Below are 23857 nucleotides of genomic sequence, written 5' to 3'. Positions count from 1 at the left end.
GGAATGGTGGCTTCATGAATATCCTGATGGGTCTGGTGGGGATCGTAACCCTGCTCGCCATCGCTGTGCTGTTGTCCGACAACCGCAAGGCGATCAACATCCGCACCGTGTCTGGCGCTTTTGCCATACAGGCGGCTTTCGCGGCTTTCGTACTTTATGTGCCTTTCGGCCAAGACGTGCTGCAGTCCGTATCCAACGGCGTACAGGCCGTGATCAACGCTTCACAGCAGGGCATCAGCTTCCTGTTCGGCGGCCTGGTTTCCGGCAAGATGTTTGAAGTCTTCGGCGGCGGCGGTTTCGTATTCGCCCTGCGTGTACTGCCGATCATCGTCTTCTTCTCTTCCCTGATCGCCGTCCTTTACTACCTGGGCGTCATGCAGTGGGTGATCAACATCATCGGTGGTGCCCTGCAGAAGGCCCTGGGCACTTCCCGCCCCGAGTCCCTGTCCGCCACCGCCAACATCTTCGTGGGCCAGACCGAGGCTCCCCTGGTGGTGCGCCCCTTCATCGCCAAGATGACCCAGTCCGAGCTGTTCGCCATCATGGTCGGCGGTTTGGCCTCTGTGGCCGGCTCCGTACTGGCGGGCTACGCCTCCCTGGGTGTTGAGCTCAAGTACCTGATCGCCGCGTCCTTCATGGCTGCCCCCGGCGGCCTGCTGATGGCCAAGATCATCAAGCCTGAGACCGAGACCCCCAACCAGAACCTGGAGCAGGTCATCGACGACAGCGAAGACCAGCCGGCCAACGTCATCGACGCCGCCGCTTCCGGTGCTGGCGCCGGTCTGCACCTGGCCCTGAACGTAGGCGCCATGCTGCTGGCCTTCATCGGCCTGATCGCTCTGCTGAACATCCTGCTGGGCGGCATCGGCGGCTGGTTCGGCATGCCCGACCTGTCCCTGCAGATGATCCTGGGCTACCTGTTCGCCCCCCTGGCCTTCCTGATCGGTGTGCCCTGGCATGAAGCCGTCACCGCCGGTTCCTTCATCGGCCAGAAGCTGGTGGTGAACGAGTTCGTTGCCTACATCGACTTCGTGGGCAAGGCCAAGGAGCTGTCCGCTCACACCCAGGCGATCATCACCTTCGCCCTGTGCGGCTTCGCCAACCTGTCCTCCATCGCCATCCTGCTGGGCGGCCTGGGCGGCATGGCCCCGACTCGTCGCCACGACATCGCCCGGATGGGTATCAAGGCGGTACTGGCAGGCTCCCTGTCCAACCTGATGAGCGCCACCCTGGCTGGCCTGTTCCTGGCCCTGGCCGCTCATTAAGAAGTCTTTAAAATGTTACAAAAAGAGGGGGCCTTGCCCCTCTTTTTTTTACCTCAAAGTTAATGCTTACTCCCTCTTCAATCCCTTATACAATCTGCGTCACCTTTCCTTACAAAAGCCCTTGAACTACCCTTCGGATTTCATTGTAATCCCCGCCGGCTTCATTACCGGCTCTGCCGGACCATAAACTAAAAAATGCTGTTCACAGGATGATTCCCATGAAACTGAAAATGCAGCTTGCTGCCGCGGCCCTGGCCGTCGGCGCCCTGAGCACAAGCGCCAACGCGACTGACTTCTCCGGTGGCATCCACAAGAGTGACTACAAGTGGATGACCTTCAACCTGATGCATAGCGAAGACAACCGCCTGCCTTTCCAGAATAAAAAAGATACCTACCTGGAAATGGAGTTCGGTGGTCGCTCCGGCATCGTCGACATGTACGGCTATGTGGACTTCTTCGACGTCCTGAACAGCAGCAGCGACTCCCTGCACAACGGCGACAACTTCTTCGCCAAGCTGGCTCCTCGCTTCTCCCTGGACGCCATGACCGGCAAAGACCTGTCCTTCGGCCCCGTCAAGGAGCTGTACATCGCCACCGTCACCAACATCGGTGACCACGGCGCCTTCGGCGGCCTCTGGGAGCACTACATAGGTCTGGGTTCCGACGTGCAGGTGCCCTGGTTCGGCAAGATGGGCCTGAATCTTTACGCCCGCTATGTCCGTGAAAACTTCGGCGGCAAGGACGAGAAGAAGTGGGACGGTTACATGCTGTCCACCAACTGGTTCAAGCCGGTCAAGACCTTCGCCGACGGCTCCTTCATCAGCTACCAGGGCTACCTGGACTACAAATTCGGCGCCAACGAAGTGGGCAGCCAGCCTGGCCGCAGCAAGACCAGCACCGAGTGGTTCAACGGTATCTACTACCACACTGACCGCTACGCCATCGGTTACGGCCTGAAGTACTACAACCAGATGGCCTTCTTCACCGACGCCTCTGACCTGACCGGCGTTCGTCAGGACACCACCGGCTTCGGTCATTACTTCAGCATCAACTACAAGTTCTAAGTTGAGCCGAAGAAAAAGCCCTCCGATTGGAGGGCTTTTTTATCAGCGGAATTCCAGCTTCTTGACCTTGAGGGCCAAGAGTCCCTTCTGCCACTGGGTGGGGCTGATGCCCTCCACCCAGAGCTCGCGGCTGTCCCTGTCCTGGCCCTGGCGCAGGTAGCTGTCCGGCAGCCGGTATTCGGCCTGCCAGAGGGTGAGCTCCTGCTGCTTGAGCAGCTTGCCGTCATCGCCGTAGAAACTGACCTCGGCCAGCACCTTCACCACGTTCTCGGTGTTCTGATTTTCAAGGCCGAAAGTCAGGCCCAGGCGCTCGCCGTCCCAGCGGTGGTGGGCCAGGCGGACCTTGACCCCGTCCTTGGCCGTGGCGCCCAGCAGCTCGGGTTTGGCCAGGACGGCCGGGGCCAGGCCCTTGTCCTTTTCGGCCATCAGCACATATTCCCAGGTGAAGTCGTCCTTGAGGCTCACCAGGGCACCGTTTGGCAGCTTGACCCTGGCCACCTCGGCGGCATGGGCCGTACTTGCCAGGCCAAGCAGCAGGGCGGCCTCAGCGAATCGTTTCAACATGATCAGGTTCCGGTTTTTGGTCCAGGTCTTGGTGTGGAAAGTACCACTTCAATGGTCATTCTGGCATACTCACGGCGCCCTCAGGGGCAGATAAAAAAACAGATCCTGGCGAGGGAAAATGGATTTTCCGCAACCTGTCTACAATCTTCACGGAACCAAGTCCGCCCCCGTGACCTGCAACTGCAGGTCGAGCTTTGGCATCTTGTGCCCCGGCTTGGGTTTTGTCGGCCTCTTTTTGGCTTCGGTCGACCCCCGCAACAGCCTGGATGCAACCACAAAGGGGACACCCCATGATTGATATCAAGAATGCTGCCCAGCAGGCGCTGGGTCTGATGGATCTCACCACCCTCAACGACAACGACACCGACGCCAAGGTCGTGGCCCTCTGCCATGACGCCGTCACCCCTGTGGGCAACACGGCCGCCATCTGCATCTACCCCCGCTTCATTCCCGCCGCCCGCAAGGCGCTGCGCGAGCTGGGCGTGGAAGGCAAGGTCAAGATTGCCACCGTCACCAATTTCCCCCTGGGCGGAGACGACATCGAAGTAGCGGTTGCCGAGACCCGCGCCGCCGTTGCCTACGGTGCCGACGAGGTGGACGTGGTCTTCCCCTACCGCGCCCTGATGGCCGGTAACGAGGAAGTCGGCTTCGAACTGGTCAAGGCCTGTAAGGCCGCCTGCGGCGATGTGCTGCTCAAGGTCATCATCGAGAGCGGCGAGCTCAAGGAGCCGGCCCTTATCCGTAAGGCCTCCGATCTGTCCATCGCCGCCGGTGCCGACTTCATCAAGACTTCCACCGGCAAGGTGGCCGTCAACGCCACCCTGGAAGCGAGCGAAATCATGCTGACCGCCATCAAGGACAGCGGCAAGGACATCGGCTTCAAGCCCGCCGGCGGCGTCCGCAATGCCACCGATGCCGCCCAGTACCTCGAGCTGGCCGAGCGCATCATGGGCCAGGGCTGGCTGAGCCCGGCCCATTTCCGTTTTGGTGCCTCCAGCCTGCTGGGCAACCTGTTGAACACCCTGGGTGTCGAGACCGCGGAGCAACAAGGGGGCTACTGATGCTGGCGCAGGAAATCATCCGCAAAAAGCGGGATGGCCTGCCTTTGTCCGGTGAAGAGATCCGTTTCTTCGTCGACGGCATCAGGGACAATATGGTCAGCGAGGGGCAGATAGCCGCGCTGGCCATGGCCATCTATTTCAACGACATGAACCTGGACGAGCGGGTGGCCCTGACCGGCGCCATGCGCGACTCCGGCCAGGTGCTGAGCTGGGGCGACCTGGATCTGCCGGGCCCTGTGGTGGACAAGCATTCCACCGGCGGCGTGGGGGATCTGGTGTCCCTGGTGCTCGGGCCCCTGGTGGCCGCCTGTGGCGGCTATGTGCCCATGATCTCCGGCCGTGGCCTCGGCCATACCGGTGGCACCCTGGACAAGCTGGAAGCCATACCGGGCTACAACGTCACCCCGGACGACGCCACCTTCAGGCGCCTGGTCAAGGACTGCGGCATCGCCATCATAGGCCAGACCGGCAGCCTGGCCCCGGCCGACAAACGCTTCTACGCCACCCGTGACATCACCGCTACGGTCGAGTCCATCGCCCTCATCACGGCGTCCATCCTCTCCAAGAAACTGGCCTGCGGCCTGGACGCCCTGGTGATGGACGTCAAGGTGGGCAGCGGCGCCTTCATGCCGACCTATGAAGACTCCAAGGCCCTGGCCCGCTCCATCGTCGATGTGGCCAATGGTGCCGGCACCCGTACCCATGCCCTCTTGACGGACATGAACCAGGTGCTGGCCTCGAGCGCCGGCAATGCCGTGGAGATCGGCGAGACGGTGCGCTACCTCAAGGGCGAGGGCCATAACCCCCGCCTGCACCAGGTGGTGATGAGCCTCGGCGCGGAGATGCTCAAATTAGGCGGCCTTGCCCAGGATGACAGCGAGGCCCAGGCGAGGCTTGACCAGGCTTTGGCCAGCGGCGCCGCCGCCGAGCGCTTCGCCAAGATGGTGGCCGGCCTTGGCGGCCCCACCGACTTTATGGAAAAGAGCGAGCTCTACCTGCCCAAGGCGCCCCTTAGCCGGGCCGTCTACGCCAAGGCTCAGGGGACAGTCGCTGCCATGGACACCCGGGCCCTGGGCCTGACCGTGGTGGGCCTCGGCGGCGCCCCCCGCCGCGCCGAGGACAAGATTGACCACAGCGTCGGCCTCACCGATCTCATCCAACTGGGGCAGGGCACCGACAGGCCGCTCGCCGTCATCCACGGCCGAAGCCCGGCCGACCTGGACGCGGCCGAAGCCGCCATCCAGGGCGCCATCGAACTTGGCGACTACCAGCCCACTCCCGTTGTCTACGAGGTGCTGAAATGAAAAGAGCCTTGATCCTGGTACTGGACTCCTTCGGTATCGGCGCCACCTCTGACGCCGATCGTTTCGGCGACGTCGGTGCCGACACCCTGGGCGCCATCGCCAAGTACCGCGCCGAGCAGGGCAAGCCCCTGCAGTTGCCCAACCTGGGCAGGCTCGGACTCTTCCACGCCCATGCCGAGAGCACAGGCGCCGTTGCCGCCGGCATCGAGCTGCCGGCCGAGGTAACGGGCGCCTATGGCCACGCCGAGGAGCTCTCTTCCGGCAAGGACACCCCGTCCGGCCACTGGGAGATCGCCGGCGTACCCGTGCTCTTCGACTGGGGCTATTTCAGCGACAAGGAAAACAGCTTCCCGGCCGAACTGCTCGACGCCCTGGTGCAAGGGGCCGAGCTGCCAGGTTTCCTCGGCAACTGTCACGCCTCAGGCACCACCATCCTCGAGCTACTGGGCGAAGAGCACATGAAGACGGGCAAGCCCATCTTCTACACCTCCGCCGATTCCGTGTTCCAGATAGCGGCCCACGAGGAAAGCTTCGGCCTGGAGCGCCTTTACCGGCTCTGCGAGCTGGCCCGTGAACTGCTGGAGCCCTACAACATTGGCCGGGTCATAGCCCGCCCCTTCGTTGGCTCTGTGGCGACCGGCTTCGAGCGAACCGGCAACCGCCGCGACTACGCCGTCGAGCCCCCCAGCCCGACATTGCTCAACAAGCTGGTGGACGCCGGCGGCCAGGTGGTGTCGGTGGGCAAGATTGCCGACATCTATGCCCACAGCGGCATCAGCAAGAAGGTCAAGGCCACTGGCCTCGAGGCCCTCTTCGACGCCACCCTAGCCGAACTGGACCAGGCAGGCGATAAGAGCCTGGTGTTCACCAACTTCGTGGATTTTGACTCCAGCTTCGGCCACAGGCGGGACATCCCCGGCTATGCCGAGGCCCTGGAGTACTTCGACGGCCGCCTGCCGGAGCTGCTGGCCAGGATGGGGGAGGAGGATCTGGTGATCCTCACCGCCGATCACGGCTGCGATCCCAGTTGGCCCGGCTCTGACCACACCCGCGAGCACATCCCCGTGCTGGCCTATGGCGCCGGCGTTCACGCCGGCAGCCTGGGCAGACGCTCTACCTTTGCCGATATCGGCCAGTCCCTGGCGGCTTTTTTTGGCTTGCCGCCCATGGACCATGGCCAGGGCTTCATAGACTGATAACGATAAACCGCTTTTGAGAAAGATAAGGAAAACCTATGGCTACGCCGCACATTAACGCCAACCCCGGTGATTTTGCCGACGTGGTACTGATGCCGGGTGACCCCCTGCGCGCCAAGTACATCGCCGAGACCTTCCTGGACGACGTCGTGGAAGTGAACAATGTCCGCAACATGCTGGGCTTCACCGGCACCTACAAGGGCCGCCGCATCTCCGTGATGGGCCACGGTATGGGCATCCCCTCAGTGTCCATCTACGCCAAGGAGCTGATCACCGAGTACGGCGTCAAGAAGCTGATCCGTGTCGGTTCCTGTGGTGCCATCAGCACCGAGGTCAAGGTCCGCGACGTCATCATCGGCATGGGCGCCTGCACCGACTCCAAGGTCAACCGCATGCGTTTTCGTGACCACGACTTCGCCGCCATCGCCGACTTCGAGCTGGTGCGCAACGCCGCCGACGCCGCTGCCGCCAAGGGCGTGCCGGTGCGGGTTGGCAACATCTTCTCCGCCGATCTCTTCTACAACCCCGACTTCTCCATGTTCGACGTCATGGAAAAGCACGGCGTGCTGGGCGTGGAAATGGAAGCGGCCGGCCTCTACGGGGTAGCGGCCGAGTTCGGTGCCAAGGCGGTCTGCATCGTCACCGTCTCCGACCATATCCGCACCGGTGAAGTGACCACGGCCGAAGAGCGCCAGCTCACCTTCAACGACATGATTGAAGTGGCCCTGGAGTCCGTGCTGCTGGGCGACAAGGCCTGAGCCTTGAGCCATTGAAAAAGGCGCCGCAAGGCGCCTTTTTTATTGCCGATACCTTATCGCCGCACCACCACGGCCAGCAGGAAGCCCATGACGATGGCCATCAGCAGCATCAGTCTCAGGCTCTTGGCCACCTTCTGGCGGTAACTGCGGGCGTCATGCACCACTTTGTCTTCGGACAGGGTGATGCGCAGGTAGCCAAGCACCTGGCCGGCGCCCTGGATCTCGGAGACGTAGGGAATGAGGCGGTTCTCGTCGGCTTTTTCCAAGAGGTTCAGCACTGGCTTGTCGGAGCCGCTGCGGGCCAGCACGGCGCCGGTGGCGTCATAGATGGCGGCGTCCAGCAGCTGGGGCTCCTTGGCCAGGCGTTCGGCCAGGCCCTGCAACGCCTTGTCTTCGCCGTTGCTCATCAGCTGGCCGGCCGCGTAGGCGGCCTGGGAGGTCAGGGCCCTGGCCATGACGCTGATCTGCTGGCGCTCCACCTTGAGGCCGGCCTGGGCCAGGTTCTGCCAGCGCCAGAGCAAGGCCCCCAGCAGCACCAGGGCCAGGGTCAGGGCCACCAGCCGCAACCAGCGGTGGCGGCGGCCGGGGAAAGTGGGTGTTGCCTTTTTTGTCATGGCGCTATGATAGCCGCAGGATCCCCTTTTGGAACAGCGCATTGACCAACCAGGCTTTTTTCCAGCTTCCCGCCGACCTGCCCCTGTCCCTGGTGGTGCAGGCCCTGCCCGCCGATGAGCGGCTTTTCTTCCCGTCCGAGCAGGGTCCAGTGTTGGCCGCTTCCAAGGCCCTGACCCGCACCGGTTGGCCCCTGGTCAAAGGTCGGCGCCTGGCGAGGGCCGCTAACCACCAGTACCGCCTCTATGCTCCCGACCTGGCCTTCGGCCAGTTGGCGCAGCTGCTGGCGGAACTGCCCTGGAGCGAGCTGCGTTGGCGCCAGGGGGATGTTTTCGAACTGGCCTTCGAGACCGAACCGGACAAGGGGCTCTACCTCGAGCGTGCCCAGGCCTTGGGTGCCGAGCTGATGGCGGGGCCTTTCCCCTCCTTGGAGGAGCCGGGGCTGCTGATCATGGACATGGATTCCACCGCCATCGAGGGGGAATGCATCGACGAGATAGCGGAGCTGGCGGGCTGCGGCGCGGCCGTGGCTGAGGTGACGGCCAGGGCCATGCGCGGCGAATTGGACTTTGCCCAGAGTTTGGTGGAGCGGGTGGCCCGGCTCGAAGGCACCCCGGCCGAGGTGCTGGAGAAGGTGGCCGAGAACATCCGCCACACCCCGGGGATCAGGGGCCTGGTGGCACGGCTGCAGCAGGCCGGCTGGCAGACGGCGCTGGTGTCGGGCGGTTTTACCTTCTTCGCCCACAGGGTACAGGAACAGCTGGCCCTGGACTGGGCCGAGGCCAATGTCCTGGAGGTGATCGACGGCAAGCTCACCGGCCGGGTGCTGGGCCAGATAGTGGACGGCCAGTACAAGCTGGAGATGCTGAAGAGGCTGCGGGACCAGGCCGGCTTCAAGCGGGACCAGGTGCTGGCCCTGGGGGACGGCGCCAACGATCTCAAGATGCTGGCCGAGGCGGGCCTCGGCATCGCCTACCACGGCAAGCCCAAGGTCAGGCTGGCGGCCAAAGGCGCCATAGTGCGCCATGATATGCACGCCGTGCTGGCCCTGCTGGAAAGCGTGCATGACTGAGTCGCTGTTCGTACCGGTTCAGGGCCACCGGCTGCACCTGCGCCGCCAGGGGCCTGAAGCGGGCCAGCCGGTGTTGATGCTGCACGGCGCCATCAGCAACGGCCGGACCTTCTATTCGGACAGCGGCAAGGGGCTGGGGCCTTTCCTGGCCGAGGCAGGCTTCTGCGTCTACGTGGCGGATCTGCGCGGCCGTGGCCTCAGCGAGCCCCGTATCGGCCGGGACGCCGGTCATGGCCAGCTGGAGAGCATCCGCGACGACATCCCCGCCCTGCAGGCCTTTATCCAAGGGCGCCATGGCGGTGCCAAGGTGCACTGGTTGGCCCATTCCTGGGGCGGTGTGCTGATGGCCTCCACCCTGGCCCGCTTCCCTGCATTGGCTGACGGGGTGGAGAGCCTGACCTTCTTCGGCTCCAAGCGCAGCATCCGCAGTTGGAGCCTGGAACGGCTCTTGAAGGTGGAGCTGGTCTGGAAGCGCCTGGCGCCACGCTGGGTGGCCAAGCACGGTTACCTGCCGGCCAGGGCCAAGAAGATAGGGGCGGACGACGAGACGGCCGGCTCCCTGGCCCATTCCATTGCCTGGGTGAACAAAGGCCCCTGGGTGGACCCCCAGGACGGCTTCGATTATGGCAAGGCGGCCGCCGGGGTCGACTGGCCCAGGACCTGGCTGTTGGCCGGCAAGGGTGACAAGACCCTGGGCAACCCTAAGGATGTGGCCCTTTTCCAGCAAGAGATGAAAGCGCAGGGCGAGCTGACCTTGCTTGGTAGGTCAGGGGGTTTTCGCCGCAACTACGACCACCTCAACATGCTGGTGGGGGAGGATGCGGCTACAGAGCTTTATCCTCTGGTGTTGGCCTGGCTGCGGCGCTGAGTCGCTCAGGGGCTGTTGGGTAGATCCAGCATGGCGCTGGCCAGGGCCGTGATGTCGGTGACCTCCACCATGGCCAGGGTGCCCCAGAGATCCTGCTCCAGGCGCTTGGCCCTGTGCAGGGCCTGGCGGCCTATGTAGTTGAGGTCTTCCTGGATAAAGTGCAGGTCCGGTTTGGGGGTGCGGGCAAATTCCAACAGCCAGACCGCCCAATGGCCCTTGTCTCTGGCCTGCTCCAAAAAGCGCAGCGTCTCATTGCCCGGCAGCTGGTCCTGCAGCCGGCTCACTACCGGCAACCCCCTCGCATCCAGGGCCACCAGCAGGCTCTGATCCCGCCTGTTGCTGTTTTTCCAGTCCTGGATCAGCTGGCGGAACTGCAGCTGGCTCATCAGGCTTTCCAGGGCAATATGGCCGTCGCTCATCTGGCTCATCCGCGACAGCAGCCGGGGCAGGGGCAGTGAACTGACCGGCACCCCCAGCCAGTTGGGTTTGATCTTGCCGTTGTGCTTCTGCACGAAGAGGCAGCTGGGCAGGGCAGAGGCGACGATGTTCTGGCGCAGGGCCCTGGCGATGGCGAAGCTGTTCTCGTCTTCGTCCAAGGGTTGCAGCCGCCCTTCATTGGCGTTGATCAGCTGGCTGAAGAAGCGCTTGGCCGGGTGGGCCTGGCTGGTGTTCTGGATCATCAGATGCACCCGGCCCGTCATCTGTTCCTGATGCACCAGCCGGTAGGGGAGCTGCATCAGGTCGAAACGGCTGGACAGCTTCTGCAGCTTGGGCAGGGCCACGTCCAGTTCGGCCGGCAGTTGTTCCTGGGGATTGGCCAGGGTCAGGCAGAGGCCCTGGGTGGAGAAATCGCTGAGCTCCGCCTCCAACTCCTTGCCCTCGAACAGCAACTGCACCTGGGTCTTGTAACGGTAGCGGGGTTCAATGCGCATATCGTTGAAACGCATGGCGATGCGCTGGACCCCTGGGCTGAAATTGATGCGAAAGGCCGTCAGGGCATTGGGATCCTGCCCCACGTCAGGCAGGGCCCGGCAGGCCTCGGTGAGCCAGGCCTGGGTCACGTCCCGCAGCAGGGCCACGCTGCCCAGCTGCTGCAGCTCGGGTGGCAGGGGGGCCAGTGTCGCGTCGGCCAATTGCAGCTCGTTGCCGGCGGCATTGGGATCCTGGTCCAGGGCCGACAGATCGCGTAAATGGGTGGGGTAGAGGTTGACCTTGTAGGCCCGCCAGCCGGGTTTGCGAACGGCGAAACGCAGGAAGCTCAGCAGCATGCCCTTGGTGGCCAGTTCCTCCAGGTCGGTGGCGAAATGGAACACCTTGCCCTGCTGGTGGTGCTCGAAGCAGAGCAGATAGGTCTCTCTTTTGCCCTCTTCCCTGGCCATCAGCGCCAGTATCCGTTGGGGAGGCAGCAACGCCGGCAACAGGCTCTGCTCCTGCTGGAAGAGCTGGTGCTGCAGCTGTTGGTTGTGCTGGGTGGTCAGGCAGTAGCGGGCCTCGCCGTCCTGGTCGAAGAACACCGGCAGGGTGGGGCTGTGGCTGAGCAGCATCTGTTCGAAGCCCCGGGAACGGGTCGTTTCCTGGATATGGCGGATATCCAGTTTGTAGCGGCGCTGGTGGTGTTCGATAAGGGCCTGCAGCAGCCCTTTGATATGGGGATCCGTCTCTTTCAGGCGCAGCCTGACCCGGTTTTCCTGCTGTGAGATCAGGGCATATTGCAGGGGCGGCCAGGGGCGGCGGTTGGCGTCGGTCAGCTTGGGAAAGATGAGCTCCAGATCCGCCTCTGGGTTGATGTAGGCCTGGTCCGACAGCTGCACCTGGGTGCCGCTGGCCGAGATGTCGGTGGTGGAGCCGGTCAGTTCCACCGAGCCCCCCTGGCGGATGATGACGGGGGTGGCGAAGTGCATCCTTTCACTGTCGCGGGTCAGCAGGCTGCCGAAGCGCACCAGCTCCAGCCAGTTGTTCTCTTCTTCCTCTTCCTCGCCGCTTAGCTGGCGCTCCTGGCGCACCGATTGGGCGTAAGCCTCTATGTCCTCATAGATGCCCATGGTATAACGGCCGGAAAACTCCTTGAGGCCCGCTTCGAAAATGCGCCTGGCGCCTTCGTCCAGGTAATGGGTCTGGCCCTTGTATTCCACCAGTTGGCAACGTTTGATGCCTTTGAGCCGCAAGTCTATGACCCGCTGGCAGGGAGCCGCCACGCGCCGCAGCTCCATGCGCAGCAGGAAGCGGGTGTTGTTGTCTTCGCCCTGGGTCAGCTGGTCAAAAAGGGATTGGAACTCTGGTTCTCCGACCAGAGCACGCAGCTGGCTGATGATGGGATGCTTTGACACATCCTTGAATTCAGAGCGGATCTCAAACACGGGCTATTCACTGGACAAGGCGTTACGCCACATTATGTGGCGCCGTATAAGGGCTGTCGAGTAGACCGTTAACAATGATGTCACGAGGCTTGGCATGGCAAAACGCAAAAGCGCTTATGTGTGCAGCGATTGTGGGGCTGACTTCCCCCGCTGGCAGGGGCAATGCAGTGAGTGTGGGGCTTGGAACACCATCAGCGAGGTGAGGCTGGCGGCGGCGCCTTCGAGCCGCGACGGCCGTAGCGGCTATGCCGGCACCACCGGCGCCAAGGTCACCACATTGGCGGACGTCGATCTCAGCGATCTGCCCCGGATCCACAGTGGCTTCGGCGAGCTGGACAGGGTGCTGGGGGGCGGCATAGTGCCGGGTTCGGCGGTGCTGATCGGCGGCCACCCTGGGGCTGGCAAGTCCACCTTGCTGCTGCAGACCATGTGCTTCCTGGCCGAACAGATGCCGACCCTCTACGTGACGGGGGAAGAATCCCTGCAGCAGGTGGCCATGCGGGCCCACCGCCTGGGGCTGCCCACCGGCAAGCTGCGGATGCTGGCCGAGACCAGCATCGAGGCCATTCTCGCCATCGCCGAGCAGGAAAAGCCCAAGGTGATGGTCATCGACTCCATCCAGGTGATGCACATGGCCGACATCCAGTCGGCTCCGGGTTCGGTGTCCCAGGTGCGTGAATCGGCGGCCTACCTCACCCGTTTCGCCAAGCAAAACGGTGTGGCCATCGTCATGGTCGGCCATGTCACCAAGGACGGCATGCTGGCCGGCCCCAAGGTGCTGGAGCACTGCATCGACTGCTCCATCCTGCTGGAAGGGGACAGCGACTCGCGTTTTCGCACCCTGCGCGGCCACAAGAACCGCTTCGGGGCCGTCAACGAGCTTGGGGTCTTCGCCATGACAGGCCAGGGCCTCAAGGAAGTCTCCAATCCCTCTGCCATCTTCCTGCAGCGGGCCGAAGAACAGGCGCCGGGTTCCATCGTCATGGTGGTCTGGGAGGGCACCCGGCCGTTGCTGGTGGAATTGCAGGCCTTGGTGGACGGCTCGCCCCTCGCCAACCCGCGCCGGGTGGCGGTGGGCCTGGAACAGAACCGCCTGGCCATGCTGCTGGCGGTGATGCACCGCCACGGCGGCGTGCAGATGGCGGACCAGGACGTCTTCGTCAACGTGGTGGGGGGCGTGCGGGTGGCCGAGACCAGCGCCGACTTGGCCATGCTGCTGGCCATGGTGTCCAGTTTTCGCAACCGTACCCTGCCGCGGGACATGGTGATCTTCGGGGAGGTGGGGCTGTCCGGGGAGATCCGCCCCGTGCCCAGCGGCTCGGAGCGCCTCAACGAGGCGGCCAAGCACGGCTTCACCCGCGCCATAGTGCCCAAGGCCAATGTGCCCAAGGCCTTGCCCAAGGGCATGGAAGTGGTGGGGGTCAGTAAGCTCTCTGAAGCGCTGGAAGCCTTGCTCTGAAAACTGCTGTGCTCGCCGAATACGGCGTTAAAAGCCCCCTCGAAGTGCTCACTTACTGAGTGTAAGCTGCGCTTTCTTGGGGGCTTTTGCCTTGTCTCTGCTTCGCTCGCGACGTTTTCGCCTGTCTTTTAATGATGGGTGTCGATCAGCTTGCCGAGGTTGCGCTCCAGCAGTTCGGGCGTACCCAGGTTCAGTTCCATCAGCCGGCGCAGGCGGCTGGCGGAGGTCACGTCCATTTCGTTGACCAGGAGGTGCAGGCGCCCCTCGCTGGTGCCCACCAGGGTGCAGTGCATCTCTATGTGGTCACCGCCCGCATCCAGCGGCAGTATCAGCTTGCACAGCTCGCCGATATTGGCCGGCCACTCCTCGGGCCTTTTCACCAGCGCCCCTTTCAAGGACAGATCCAATATGTCGGTATGCCAGCAGTGGGAACCGAGGTAGAGGTCTGCGTCGTGTTGGAAGGGGACGCGATTGAAATCGCGACGTTCTGTTGTCGTTACCATTGGTCCTCCCATAGGGTAAAGCAGTCCCTGTACAGCCAGTTGGTGGAGCCCAGGTACAGCGCCGCCATCCGTTTGAGGTGACCGGATGAATCGGGGCAAATACTCAAGCATTCCACGCCCAGGCAAGTTTCCCTGATAAAACGTATCTGCGCCTGCATCAGGATGAAGGCATCGCCTTCCGGCAGGCGCAGGCTGAGGCTGGCGTGATCGCCGATACGCAACTCCGAGGGAAGAGAGCCGGTCATGACGGCCCCCTGCAGCGACAGGTCAAGGAGGGAAAATTCCCAGCAGCGTTCACCTTTGCAAAGGCGCACTGGGGTGTTGCCAACGAATTGGATGAAACGACTTCGCTCAACCATGGCTTCTATCCGTTAGAGGTTGCCTAAGTATAGAAGCGACCAATAAAAATGCCGCCTGAAGGCGGCATCTCATTTAGCTTTCTGCGGGCTTAACCCAACTTCTTGTACTTGATGCGGTGCGGCTCCATGGCCTGGGCGCCGAACTTGGCCTTCATGTACTCTTCGTAGTCGGTGTAGCTGCCTTCATAGAAGTTCACCTGACCCTCGTCCCGGTAGTCCAGGATGTGGGTGGCCACACGGTCCAGGAACCAACGGTCGTGCGAAATGACCATGGCGCAGCCGGGGAAGTCCAACAGGGCGTTCTCCAGGGCGCGCAGGGTCTCGATGTCGAGATCGTTGGTGGGTTCGTCCAGCAGCAGGAAGTTGCCGCCGGATTGCAGCAGCTTGGCCAGGTGCAGGCGGCCACGCTCACCGCCGGACAGTTCGCCGACCCGCTTCTGCTGGTCGTTGCCGCGGAAGTTGAAGCGGCCCACATAGGCGCGGCTGGGGATCTCGATGTTGCCAACTTTCAGGATGTCCTGGCCGCCCGAGACTTCTTCCCAGACGGTCTTGCTGCCGTCCATCTTATCGCGGAACTGGTCCACGGCGGCCACCTGCACTGTCTCGCCCAGCACTATGGAACCGCTGTCGGGCTGTTCCATGCCCTGGATCATGCGGAACAGGGTGGACTTACCGGCGCCGTTGGGGCCTATGATGCCGACGATGGCGCCCTTGGGCACAGTGAAGGACAGGTCGTCGATCAGCACCCGGTCGCCGTAGCTCTTACGCAGGTTGGAAACTTCCAGCACCTTGTCACCCAGGCGCGGGCCAGGGGGAATGAACAGCTCGTTGGTCTCGTTGCGCTTCTGGAAGTCCTGGTTTTGCAGTTCTTCGAAGCGGGCCATACGGGCCTTGGACTTGGCCTGGCGCCCTTTGGGGTTCTGGCGCACCCACTCCAGTTCTTTCTGGATGGACTTCTGGCGGGCGGCTTCGGACTTCTCTTCCTGCTCCAGGCGTTTTTCTTTCTGTTCCAGCCAGGAAGAGTAGTTGCCTTCCCAGGGAATGCCCTCGCCGCGGTCCAGCTCGAGGATCCAGCCGGCGACGTTGTCGAGGAAGTAACGGTCGTGGGTGATGGCCACGACGGTGCCGTTGTAGTCGTGCAGGAAGCGCTCCAGCCAGGCCACGGACTCGGCGTCCAGGTGGTTGGTGGGTTCGTCCAGCAGCAGCATGTCGGGGCGGGACAGCAGCAGGCGGCACAGGGCTACGCGGCGGCGCTCACCACCGGACAGCTTGGTCACGTCGGCGTCCCAGGGCGGCAGGCGCAGGGCCTCGGCGGCGCGCTCCAGGGTGTTGTCGAGGTTGTGGCCGTCTTTGGCCTGGATCAGATTCTCCAGCTCGCCCTGCTTCTTGGCCAGCTTGTCGAAGTCGGCATCCGGCTCGGCGTAGGCGGCGTAGACTTCGTCCAGCTGGCGCATGGCGTCGATGACGTCCTGTACCGCTTCCTCGACGTTGCCGCGCACCGTCTTGCTGGGATCCAGTTGCGGTTCCTGGGGCAGGTAGCCGACGTTGATGCCGGGCTGGGGCCGGGCTTCGCCGTCGATCTCTTTGTCGACCCCGGCCATGATGCGCAGCAGCGTAGACTTACCGGCGCCGTTGAGGCCCAGCACGCCTATCTTGGCGCCAGGGAAGAAGGACAGGGAAATGTCCTTCAGGATGTATTTTTTGGGTGGTACGACCTTACTCACCCGGCTCATGGTGTAGATGTACTGGGCCATAGGCCTCTCTCTATTGAGGTATTGAACGGCGCTATTGTATCCCATCGGATGGGCCTTGCCAGCGATCCGGGATAGGAAACCGATTGCGTCTCGGGCTAAAATAGCGGCCACTTTTTCCTTGTTGATGAACTGACGGGTAACTTGCCCGGGAGAAACCATGCTGGACTCAAAACTTTCCATCGCCCAATTCGATCCCGACCTCTGGGAAGCCATGCAGCAGGAAGTGCGCCGCCAGGAAGAGCACGTCGAGCTTATCGCCTCCGAGAACTACACCTCCAAGCGGGTGATGGCAGCCCAGGGCTCCCAGCTCACCAACAAGTACGCCGAAGGCTATCCCCACAAGCGCTACTACGGCGGCTGTGAGTATGTGGACATCGCCGAAGACCTGGCCATTGAACGTGCCAAGGCCCTGTTCGGTGCCGACTACGCCAACGTTCAGCCCCATTCCGGCTCCCAGGCCAACAACGCCGTCTTCCTGGCCCTGGTCAAGCCCGGCGACACAGTGCTGGGCATGAGCCTGGCCCACGGTGGCCACCTGACCCACGGCGCCGCGCCGAACTTCTCCGGCCGCAACTACCACGCCGTGCAGTACGGTATCAACGAAGAGACCGGCCTCATCGACTACGAAGAAGTGCGCCGCATGGCCGTGGAGCACAAGCCGAAGATGATCATCGCCGGCTTCTCCGCCTACTCCCAGGTCATCGACTGGTCCAAGTTCCGTGAAATAGCCGACGAAGTGGGCGCCTACCTGTTCGTGGACATGGCCCACGTCGCAGGCCTCATCGCCGCCGGCCTCTACCCCAATCCGCTGCCCCACGCCCACGTGGTCACCACCACCACCCACAAGACCCTGGCCGGTCCCCGTGGTGGCCTGATCCTCTCTGCCTGTGGCGACGAGGACATCTACAAGAAACTGAACTCCGCCGTCTTCCCCGGCAGCCAGGGTGGCCCCCTGATGCACGTCATCGCCGCCAAGGCCGTGGCCTTCAAGGAAGCCCTGGACCCCGAGTTCAAGACCTACCAGCAGCGCGTGCTGGACAATGCCAAGGCCATGGTCAAGGTGATGCAGGACCGCGGCTACAAGATTGTCTCCGGCGGCACCGAGAACCACCTGTTCCTGGTCGACCTCATCGACAAGGACATCACCGGTAAGGATGCGGACGCCGCCCTCGGCCGCGCCTACATCACCGTCAACAAGAACTCAGTGCCCAACGACCCTCGCTCCCCCTTCGTCACCTCAGGTCTGCGCCTGGGTACCCCGGCCGTTACCAGCCGCGGTTTCGGTGTGGCTGAGGTGAGCGAGTTGGCCGGCTGGATCTGCGACGTGTTGGACAACATGGGCGACGAGTCCGTGGTCGAGCGCGTCAAGAGCCAAGTCCTTGATCTTTGCCGCCGCTTCCCCGTTTACGGTTAATAAAAAGCACCGATTCGGGTATCCTTCACTGGCCGCGCAAGCGGCCAGTTTTCTTTGGGAGGCCCAATGCATTGCCCTTTCTGTAGCGCCGAAGACACCAAGGTCATCGATTCCCGGTTGGTGGCGGACGGCCACCAGGTGCGCCGCCGCCGCGAATGCCTCCACTGCCACGAGCGCTTTACCACCTTCGAGACGGCCGAACTGGTGATGCCCCGCATCATCAAGCGCGACGGCGTCCGCGAGCCATTCGACGAGGCCAAGCTGAGGGCCGGCATCATGCGGGCCCTGGAAAAGCGGCCCGTCAGTGCCGAGAAGGTGGAGCTGGCCATCAACAAGATCCAGAGCACCCTGCGCGCCACCGGCGAGCGGGAGGTGAAATCTGCCATGCTCGGTGAACTGGTGATGGAGGCCCTGAAGGGCCTGGACAAGGTGGCCTATATCCGTTTCGCCTCCGTCTACCGCAGCTTCGAAGACATCAAGGATTTCGGCGAGGCCATAGCCCGCCTGGAGGACTAGGCCGTGTTCTCAATGACAGATACCCAATGGATGGCCCGCGCCATCGCGCTGGCGGCCAAGGGCCGTTATAGCACAGAACCCAACCCCGCCGTCGGCTGCGTCCTGGTCAAGGACGGTGAGCTGGTGGGAGAGGGCTGGCACCGGCAGGCCGGCAGCCCCCATGCCGAGGTCCATGCCCTGGCCATGGCCGGGGAAAAGGCCAGTGGCGCCACCGCCTACGTGACTCTGGAGCCCTGCGCCCACCACGGCCGGACTCCGCCCTGTGCCGAGGCCCTGGTCAAGGCTGGCGTCGCCAAGGTGATAGCGGCCATGGTCGACCCCAATCCCAGGGTGGCCGGCAAGGGGCTGGCCATTCTCGAGGCGGCCGGTATCGAGACGGAGCAGGGCCTGCTGGAGAGCGACGCCCGCGCCCTCAACCCCGGTTTTATCAAGAAGATGGAGTCGGGCCTGCCCTTCGTGCGTTTGAAGTTGGCGGCCAGCCTCGACGGCCGCACCGCCCTGAAAAACGGCCAGTCCAAGTGGATAACGGGCGTGGATGCCCGGGCCGACGTGCAGCGACTACGGGCTCTGAGCGGCGCCATCATCACCGGTGCCGGCACAGTGCTCAGCGACGAGCCGTCCCTGAACGTGCGCCCTGCGCAGTTTCCCGATCCCTATCCTCTGGACGAGATACGCCAGCCGCTGCGGGTGGTGCTGGACAGGCGCCAGCGCCTGGGCTCCGACAACGGCTTCTTCCAGGTGCCTGGCCCTACCTGGGTGGTCAGCCATCACAACGACCACAGGGATTTCCCCGACCACGTGGAAAAGCACAAGCTGCCGGAAGAGGGCTTCCTCAAAGCCTTGCTGAAGGCCTTGCCCGTCAATTCAGTGCTGGTGGAGGCAGGGGCCGAGCTGGCCGGCGCCTTCCTGGCCGAAGGGCTGGTAGACGAACTGGTGCTCTACCTGGCGCCGACCTTGATGGGCAGCCTCAGCCGCGGCCTGGTGGACCTGCCGCTCTTTACCGAGATGGGCCAGGCGCCGAGGTTTAAAATCAAAGATTGCCGCATGGTGGGTGAAGACCTGCGCCTGACCCTGGAGGTGTGATGTTTACCGGTATTATCGAAGCCGTGGGCAAGGTGCTGGCCATCAAGCCCGTGGGGGGCGACGTCACAGTGCGCATCCACGGCGGCAAGCTGGATCTCTCGGACGTCAAGCTGGGGGATTCCATCGCCACCAACGGCGTCTGCTTGACCGTCACCCAGTTGCATGGCGACGGCTACAGTGCCGACGTCTCCGGAGAGACTTTGAAGCGTACCGGCTTTGCCAAACTCAAGGCCGGTAGCCCTGTGAACCTGGAAAAGGCGCTGCTGCCCAGCACCCGCCTTGGCGGTCATCTGGTGTCTGGCCATGTGGACGGTGTGGCGACAGTGGAGAGCCGGGTTGAGGCCGGCCGGGCCATCGAGTTCTGGCTCAAGGCCCCTTCGGAACTGGCCCGTTACATCGCCGAGAAAGGCTCCGTGACGTTGGACGGCATCAGCCTCACCGTCAACGACGTCGAAGGGGCCCGTTTCAAGCTCACCATAGTGCCCCACACCCAGGGCGAGACCACGATCAAGGATTGGCGGGCCGGTAGCCTGGTCAACCTGGAGGTGGATCTGCTGGCCCGTTACGTCGAGCGCCTGCTGGCGCCGAGCGAGGCTTCCCAGGGAGCCGTTACACTGGATCTGTTGGCCCGAAGCGGCTTTATGAAATAAGGACTGAGCATGGCCCTGTCACCCATCAAAGACATCATCGAAGACATCCGCGCCGGTAAGATGGTCATCCTCATGGACGATGAGGACAGAGAGAACGAAGGGGATCTCATCGTCGCCGCCGAAAAGGTCACCCCCGAGATCATCAACTTCATGGCCACCCATGGCCGCGGCCTTATCTGCCTGACCATGACCCGTGACCGCTGCCAGCGCCTCAACCTGCCGCTGATGGCCAAGGACAACAACGCCCAGTTCGGCACGGCCTTCACCGTCTCCATAGAGGCGGCCGAAGGGGTCACCACCGGCATCAGTGCCGCCGACCGGGCCCGTACGGTGCAGGCCGCCGTGGCCAAAAACGCCGTGGCCGCCGACGTGGTGCAGCCGGGGCATATATTCCCGATCATGGCCCAGGACGGTGGCGTCCTGACCCGCGCCGGCCACACCGAAGCCGGCTGTGACCTGGCCCGGCTGGCGGGCTTCGAGCCTTCCGGCGTCATAGTGGAGATCCTCAACGAGGACGGCACCATGGCCCGCCGCCCGCAGCTGGAAGTGTTCGGCGAGAAGCACGGCATCAAGGTCGGCACCATCGCCGACCTCATCGAGTACCGCTCCCTGCACGAGACCACCATAGAGCGCATCACCCAGTGCAAACTGCCGACCCTCTATGGCGACTTCGACCTCTTCACCTACCGCGACACCATCGACGGCCGCCTGCATTTTGCCCTGAGAAAAGGCGAGGTCAGCGTCGAGAACCCGACCCTGGTGCGGGTGCATCTGCACAACCGCCTCACCGACCTGTTGCTCTCCGATCGCAGCGTCAGCCGCAGCTGGCCTTTGTACAAGGCCATGGAGCGCATCGGCCGCGAAGGCGGGGTGCTGGTGCTGCTGGGCTCGGAGGAGAGCGACAGCGACCTGGTCCGCAAACTGCTGCATTTCGCCGCCCAGGACTGTGGCCAGGAACCGGCGCCGGCCCAATGGTCCGGCACCAGCCGCCGGGTGGGTGTGGGGTCACAGATCCTGGCCGATCTGGGGGTGGGCAAGATGCGACTGCTGTCCAGCAGCGACAAGCGCTACCACGCCCTCGGCGGTTTCGGGCTGGAAGTGGTGGAATACGTCGCCGAATAAGGTGCTTCGAGTGGGGACGGCCCAGGTCGCGTGCCCTGGTCGAATCTGTAGGCCAATGTCAGGCGCTGTGCTACCATAGCGCCGTTTTTCTCGGGTCAAGAGTCAGCTATGAAGATCATTGAAGGCGGTTTTGCGGCCCCCAAGCACAAGTTTGCGCTGGTGGTATCCCGTTTTAACAGCTTTATCGTCGATTCCCTGGTGGACGGCGCCATCGATGCACTGAAACGCCACGGCCAGGTGCCGGAAGAGCACATCACCATAGTGCGGGTGCCGGGCGCCGTTGAGCTGCCCCTGGCGGCCAAGAAGGTGGCGGCCAGCAAGAAGTACGACGCCATCATCTCCCTTGGCGCCGTGATCCGTGGCGGTACTCCCCATTTCGAGTACGTCTGCGCCGAGTGCAACAAGGGCCTGGCGTCCGTGGCCATGGATTTCGACATTCCCGTGGCCTTCGGTGTGCTGACCACCGACACCATCGAGCAGGCCATAGAGCGGGCCGGCACCAAGGCTGGCAACAAGGGCGCCGAAGCGGCCCTATCCGCCCTGGAGATGGTCAACGTCCTTGATGAGCTGGAGGGCTGATGAAACCCGCATTCCGTCGTAAGGCGCGCCGCCTGGCGCTGCAAGCCCTGTACCAGTGGCAGATGACCAAGGATCCCATCGCCGAGGTGGAGCATCAGTTCCTGACCGAGCAGGACATGAACGAAGTGGACGTGGACTACTTCCGCGACCTCATCGTCGGCGTGGCTACCCACACCGACGAGCTGGACACCATTCTCACCAACTACGTCAGTCGCCCCCTGGATGACGTTGATCTGGTGGAAAAAGCCGCACTTCGTCTTGGCCTCTATGAACTCACCCGCCGTAAGGATGTCCCTTACAAGGTGGCGCTGAACGAGGCCATCGAATTGGCCAAGACCTTTGCTGCCGAAGACAGCCACAAGTTCGTCAACGGCGTACTGGACAAGTTTATCCGGGACCAGCACGGCAAATAGCCCGAACGGAACCCAGAGGAGGGCCAGCAGCAATGCTGGCTTTTTATTGATGGCAAGCCGTGAATTTTCGCTAATCGACAACTACTTCAAGGGAAAGGGCCACCAGCGCAAGGACGTGGTACTGGGCATAGGGGACGACTGTGCCCTCTTGAGCGTGCCCGAGAACACCCTGCTGGCGGTGACCACCGACACCCTGGTCAGCGGCGTCCATTTCCTGCCGGACATGGCCCCACGGGCCATAGGCCACAAGGCGGTGGCAGTGAACCTCTCCGACCTGGCTGCCATGGGCGCCGAGCCGGCCTGGTTGTCCCTGGCCCTGACCTTGCCCAAGGCCGATGATGCCTGGCTCAAGGAGTTTGCCGGAGCCGTCATCGAAGTCTGCGAATATTACGGCGTGACCTTGGTAGGGGGCGACACCACCCGTGGCCCCCTCTCCATTACCATCACAGCCCAGGGCAAGGTGCCTGTGGGAAAACAGCTGACCCGCGGCGGCGCCAAACCCGGTGACTGGCTTTATGTGACAGGTACCCTCGGGGATGCCGGCCTTGGCCTTGCCTTGCTGGAAGGGCGCGAGCAGGCCAGCGCCGATCACCGCGAATACCTCATCAACCGTCACTGCTATCCCACCCCCAGGCTGCTCGCAGGCCAGGCGCTGCGCGGTATCGCTTCCAGCGCCATAGACCTTTCCGACGGCCTGGCCTCGGATCTGGGCCATGTGCTCAAGGCCTCCCATTGTGGCGCCAACCTCTTCCTGGACAAGCTGCCCATGAGCCAGGCGCTGCTGGGGACAGTTTCCCTGGAGTCGGCCTGGCGCTATGCCCTGGAAGCAGGAGACGATTACGAGTTGCTCTTTACCGTACCCGAAGCCCAGAAGGGCGGCCTGGATACGGCCCTGGCCCACAGTGGCGTCAAGCACAGCTGTATCGGCCAGCTGAGAGGTGGCGAAGGGATAAGCTACCTCAACCACGGCCAGCCCGTGGTCCTCGAAGCCCAGGGCTACGAGCACAGCTGGGCCAGTTGATGACGGATCCCCTTAAGAAACTGTCCCTGAAGAATCCCTGGCATTTCCTGGCCCTGGGGTTCGGCTCAGGCCTTGCCCCCAAGGCCCCCGGCACCTTCGGCAGCCTGGCCGCCATACCGCTCTTCTACCTGCTTGCCCTGCTGCCTTGGCCGGCCTACCTAGCCCTGACCCTGGCCGCCGTCCTGGGCGGCATCGCCATCTGCGCCAGGGCCAGCCACGACATGGGAGTCCATGATCACGGCGCCATCGTCTGGGACGAAGTGGCCGGCATGCTGATCACCCTCTTCCTGGCCCCGACCCAGTGGTACTGGGTGCTGGCGGGCTTTGCCCTGTTCCGCTTCTTCGACATCCTCAAGCCCTGGCCCATCGGCTGGGCTGACCGCAAACTACACGGCGGTTTCGGCATCATGATGGACGACGTCCTGGCCGGCCTCCTCGCCTTCGCCTGCCTGCAGGGGCTGCTGGCTCTTCTTTAATCCTCATTCAAAGTCAGAGAATGTTTTTTGCTCAGCTATTTTAAATGCGTGAGTGAGGATTTACTCATCACAAAAAATTACCTTTGTCTAAATTTTAATTTTTTGTTATTTATTCTTGTTGGAATTGTGTTGTTAAAATTTTCTCATGCCATATTTTCAGCTGTTCGTCGCAATGGTGTTGGCCAATTAATGAATGGCTTTCTCTTGAAAATGGCCTTCATGGTGTGAGTGAGTGCTTATTATTTGTATTTTTTAGTTTCCTCTTTTTTATCATTTTATTTTCAAGGTTATTTACAGCCCTGTCTCATTTTTGTAGTTTCTTTCATTGCACTATGCCCTCGGGTGTTTGTGTATTAAATGTAAATAAAAATATAAAATTCATCAGGG

24 protein-coding genes are annotated in these 23857 nt (G+C 62.7%); 18 read left to right on the top strand and 6 right to left on the bottom strand.

Annotation, left to right across the window (positions count from 1 at the left end):
* The first annotated feature begins 14 nt into the window (after nt 1–14).
* Nucleotides 15–1265: a NupC/NupG family nucleoside CNT transporter gene (locus tag PVT67_RS14865; protein ID WP_301494894.1), complete on the top strand. Its 1251-nt coding sequence runs from the start codon at nt 15–17 to the stop codon at nt 1263–1265.
* A gap of 218 nt (nt 1266–1483) precedes the next feature.
* The gene (locus tag PVT67_RS14860) at nt 1484–2329 is read left to right on the top strand and encodes an outer membrane protein OmpK (RefSeq protein ID WP_301494892.1); all 846 of its coding nucleotides are present in this window, start codon (nt 1484–1486) and stop codon (nt 2327–2329) included.
* A 42-nt stretch (nt 2330–2371) separates the two neighbouring features.
* Here the strand turns inward: PVT67_RS14860 and PVT67_RS14855 are convergent, their stop codons facing one another.
* Nucleotides 2372–2893, bottom strand: a complete 522-nt coding sequence (locus tag PVT67_RS14855) for a DUF3157 family protein (RefSeq protein ID WP_301494890.1) — start codon at nt 2891–2893, stop codon at nt 2372–2374.
* A gap of 290 nt (nt 2894–3183) precedes the next feature.
* On the opposite strand from PVT67_RS14855, the gene deoC reads away from it, so the two are divergent.
* The 4 genes from deoC to deoD are packed head-to-tail and all read left to right on the top strand — an operon-like array spanning nt 3184 to nt 7212.
* The gene (gene deoC / locus PVT67_RS14850) at nt 3184–3954 is read left to right on the top strand and encodes a deoxyribose-phosphate aldolase (RefSeq protein WP_301494888.1); all 771 of its coding nucleotides are present in this window, start codon (nt 3184–3186) and stop codon (nt 3952–3954) included.
* Nucleotides 3954–5258 (top strand): thymidine phosphorylase, encoded by a 1305-nt coding sequence (deoA, locus tag PVT67_RS14845; RefSeq protein ID WP_301494886.1) that lies wholly within the window; start codon nt 3954–3956, stop codon nt 5256–5258. The genes deoC and deoA overlap by 1 nt, the downstream gene beginning before the upstream one ends.
* On the top strand, nt 5255–6454 hold the full coding sequence (locus tag PVT67_RS14840; RefSeq protein WP_301494884.1) for a phosphopentomutase: 1200 nt from the start codon (nt 5255–5257) through the stop codon (nt 6452–6454). Before deoA ends, PVT67_RS14840 begins: the two co-directional genes overlap by 4 nt.
* Before the next feature lie 38 nt (nt 6455–6492).
* Nucleotides 6493–7212 (top strand): purine-nucleoside phosphorylase, encoded by a 720-nt coding sequence (deoD, locus tag PVT67_RS14835; protein ID WP_301494882.1) that lies wholly within the window; start codon nt 6493–6495, stop codon nt 7210–7212.
* 53 nt (nt 7213–7265) lie between these two features.
* On the opposite strand, the gene PVT67_RS14830 is transcribed toward deoD, so the two are convergent.
* Nucleotides 7266–7826, bottom strand: a complete 561-nt coding sequence (locus tag PVT67_RS14830) for an AhpA/YtjB family protein (protein WP_301494880.1) — start codon at nt 7824–7826, stop codon at nt 7266–7268.
* 41 nt (nt 7827–7867) lie between these two features.
* On the opposite strand from PVT67_RS14830, the gene serB reads away from it, so the two are divergent.
* Together serB and PVT67_RS14820 are read left to right on the top strand one after the other, a co-directional pair.
* Nucleotides 7868–8896, top strand: a complete 1029-nt coding sequence (gene serB / locus PVT67_RS14825; RefSeq protein WP_301494878.1) for a phosphoserine phosphatase SerB — start codon at nt 7868–7870, stop codon at nt 8894–8896.
* On the top strand, nt 8889–9764 hold the full coding sequence (locus PVT67_RS14820) for an alpha/beta fold hydrolase (RefSeq protein WP_301494876.1): 876 nt from the start codon (nt 8889–8891) through the stop codon (nt 9762–9764). The genes serB and PVT67_RS14820 overlap by 8 nt, the downstream gene beginning before the upstream one ends.
* Nucleotides 9765–9769: 5 nt before the next feature.
* On the opposite strand, the gene PVT67_RS14815 is transcribed toward PVT67_RS14820, so the two are convergent.
* Nucleotides 9770–12091, bottom strand: a complete 2322-nt coding sequence (locus PVT67_RS14815; RefSeq protein WP_301494874.1) for a PilZ domain-containing protein — start codon at nt 12089–12091, stop codon at nt 9770–9772.
* Nucleotides 12092–12215: 124 nt separating this feature from the next.
* Here PVT67_RS14815 and radA point away from each other — a divergent pair, with 124 nt between their 5' ends.
* Entirely contained in the window at nt 12216–13580 is a 1365-nt protein-coding gene (gene radA / locus PVT67_RS14810) for a DNA repair protein RadA (RefSeq protein ID WP_301494871.1), read from the top strand.
* Nucleotides 13581–13708: 128 nt separating this feature from the next.
* Here radA and PVT67_RS14805 read toward each other — a convergent pair whose 3' ends face one another.
* The 3 genes from PVT67_RS14805 to ettA form a co-directional block, all read right to left on the bottom strand.
* Complete coding sequence (locus tag PVT67_RS14805) at nt 13709–14083, bottom strand: PilZ domain-containing protein (protein WP_301494869.1); 375 nt, start codon at nt 14081–14083, stop codon at nt 13709–13711.
* Nucleotides 14077–14442, bottom strand: a complete 366-nt coding sequence (locus PVT67_RS14800; protein WP_301494866.1) for a PilZ domain-containing protein — start codon at nt 14440–14442, stop codon at nt 14077–14079. Before PVT67_RS14800 ends, PVT67_RS14805 begins: the two co-directional genes overlap by 7 nt.
* An 89-nt stretch (nt 14443–14531) precedes the next feature.
* Entirely contained in the window at nt 14532–16196 is a 1665-nt protein-coding gene (gene ettA, locus PVT67_RS14795) for an energy-dependent translational throttle protein EttA (RefSeq protein ID WP_301494864.1), read from the bottom strand.
* Between the two features lie 157 nt (nt 16197–16353).
* Between ettA and glyA the strand changes: the two genes are divergently transcribed.
* From glyA to PVT67_RS14750, 9 genes are all read left to right on the top strand, one after another.
* Nucleotides 16354–17610 (top strand): serine hydroxymethyltransferase, encoded by a 1257-nt coding sequence (glyA, locus tag PVT67_RS14790; RefSeq protein ID WP_301494862.1) that lies wholly within the window; start codon nt 16354–16356, stop codon nt 17608–17610.
* Nucleotides 17611–17676: 66 nt separating this feature from the next.
* Complete coding sequence (nrdR, locus tag PVT67_RS14785) at nt 17677–18126, top strand: transcriptional regulator NrdR (protein WP_301494860.1); 450 nt, start codon at nt 17677–17679, stop codon at nt 18124–18126.
* Between the two features lie 12 nt (nt 18127–18138).
* A complete protein-coding gene (gene ribD, locus PVT67_RS14780) occupies nt 18139–19209 on the top strand; it encodes a bifunctional diaminohydroxyphosphoribosylaminopyrimidine deaminase/5-amino-6-(5-phosphoribosylamino)uracil reductase RibD (RefSeq protein ID WP_301494857.1) in 1071 nt (356 codons plus the stop codon).
* The gene (locus PVT67_RS14775; protein WP_301494855.1) at nt 19209–19859 is read left to right on the top strand and encodes a riboflavin synthase; all 651 of its coding nucleotides are present in this window, start codon (nt 19209–19211) and stop codon (nt 19857–19859) included. The genes ribD and PVT67_RS14775 overlap by 1 nt, the downstream gene beginning before the upstream one ends.
* Before the next feature lie 9 nt (nt 19860–19868).
* A complete protein-coding gene (gene ribBA / locus PVT67_RS14770; RefSeq protein ID WP_301494853.1) occupies nt 19869–20981 on the top strand; it encodes a bifunctional 3,4-dihydroxy-2-butanone-4-phosphate synthase/GTP cyclohydrolase II in 1113 nt (370 codons plus the stop codon).
* 108 nt (nt 20982–21089) lie between these two features.
* Nucleotides 21090–21560 (top strand): 6,7-dimethyl-8-ribityllumazine synthase, encoded by a 471-nt coding sequence (ribH, locus tag PVT67_RS14765; protein WP_301494851.1) that lies wholly within the window; start codon nt 21090–21092, stop codon nt 21558–21560.
* Nucleotides 21560–21973, top strand: coding sequence for a transcription antitermination factor NusB (gene nusB / locus PVT67_RS14760; RefSeq protein ID WP_301494849.1), 414 nt, complete (start codon nt 21560–21562; stop codon nt 21971–21973). Before ribH ends, nusB begins: the two co-directional genes overlap by 1 nt.
* A 49-nt stretch (nt 21974–22022) precedes the next feature.
* Complete coding sequence (gene thiL, locus PVT67_RS14755) at nt 22023–22994, top strand: thiamine-phosphate kinase (RefSeq protein WP_301494847.1); 972 nt, start codon at nt 22023–22025, stop codon at nt 22992–22994.
* Entirely contained in the window at nt 22994–23470 is a 477-nt protein-coding gene (locus PVT67_RS14750; RefSeq protein WP_301494844.1) for a phosphatidylglycerophosphatase A, read from the top strand. The genes thiL and PVT67_RS14750 overlap by 1 nt, the downstream gene beginning before the upstream one ends.
* The last annotated feature ends 387 nt before the right edge of the window (nt 23471–23857 follow it).

The organism is Gallaecimonas kandeliae, assembly GCF_030450055.1.
Lineage (GTDB): Bacteria > Pseudomonadota > Gammaproteobacteria > Enterobacterales > Gallaecimonadaceae > Gallaecimonas > Gallaecimonas kandeliae.
This window is presented reverse-complemented; position numbering and strand designations above follow the sequence as displayed.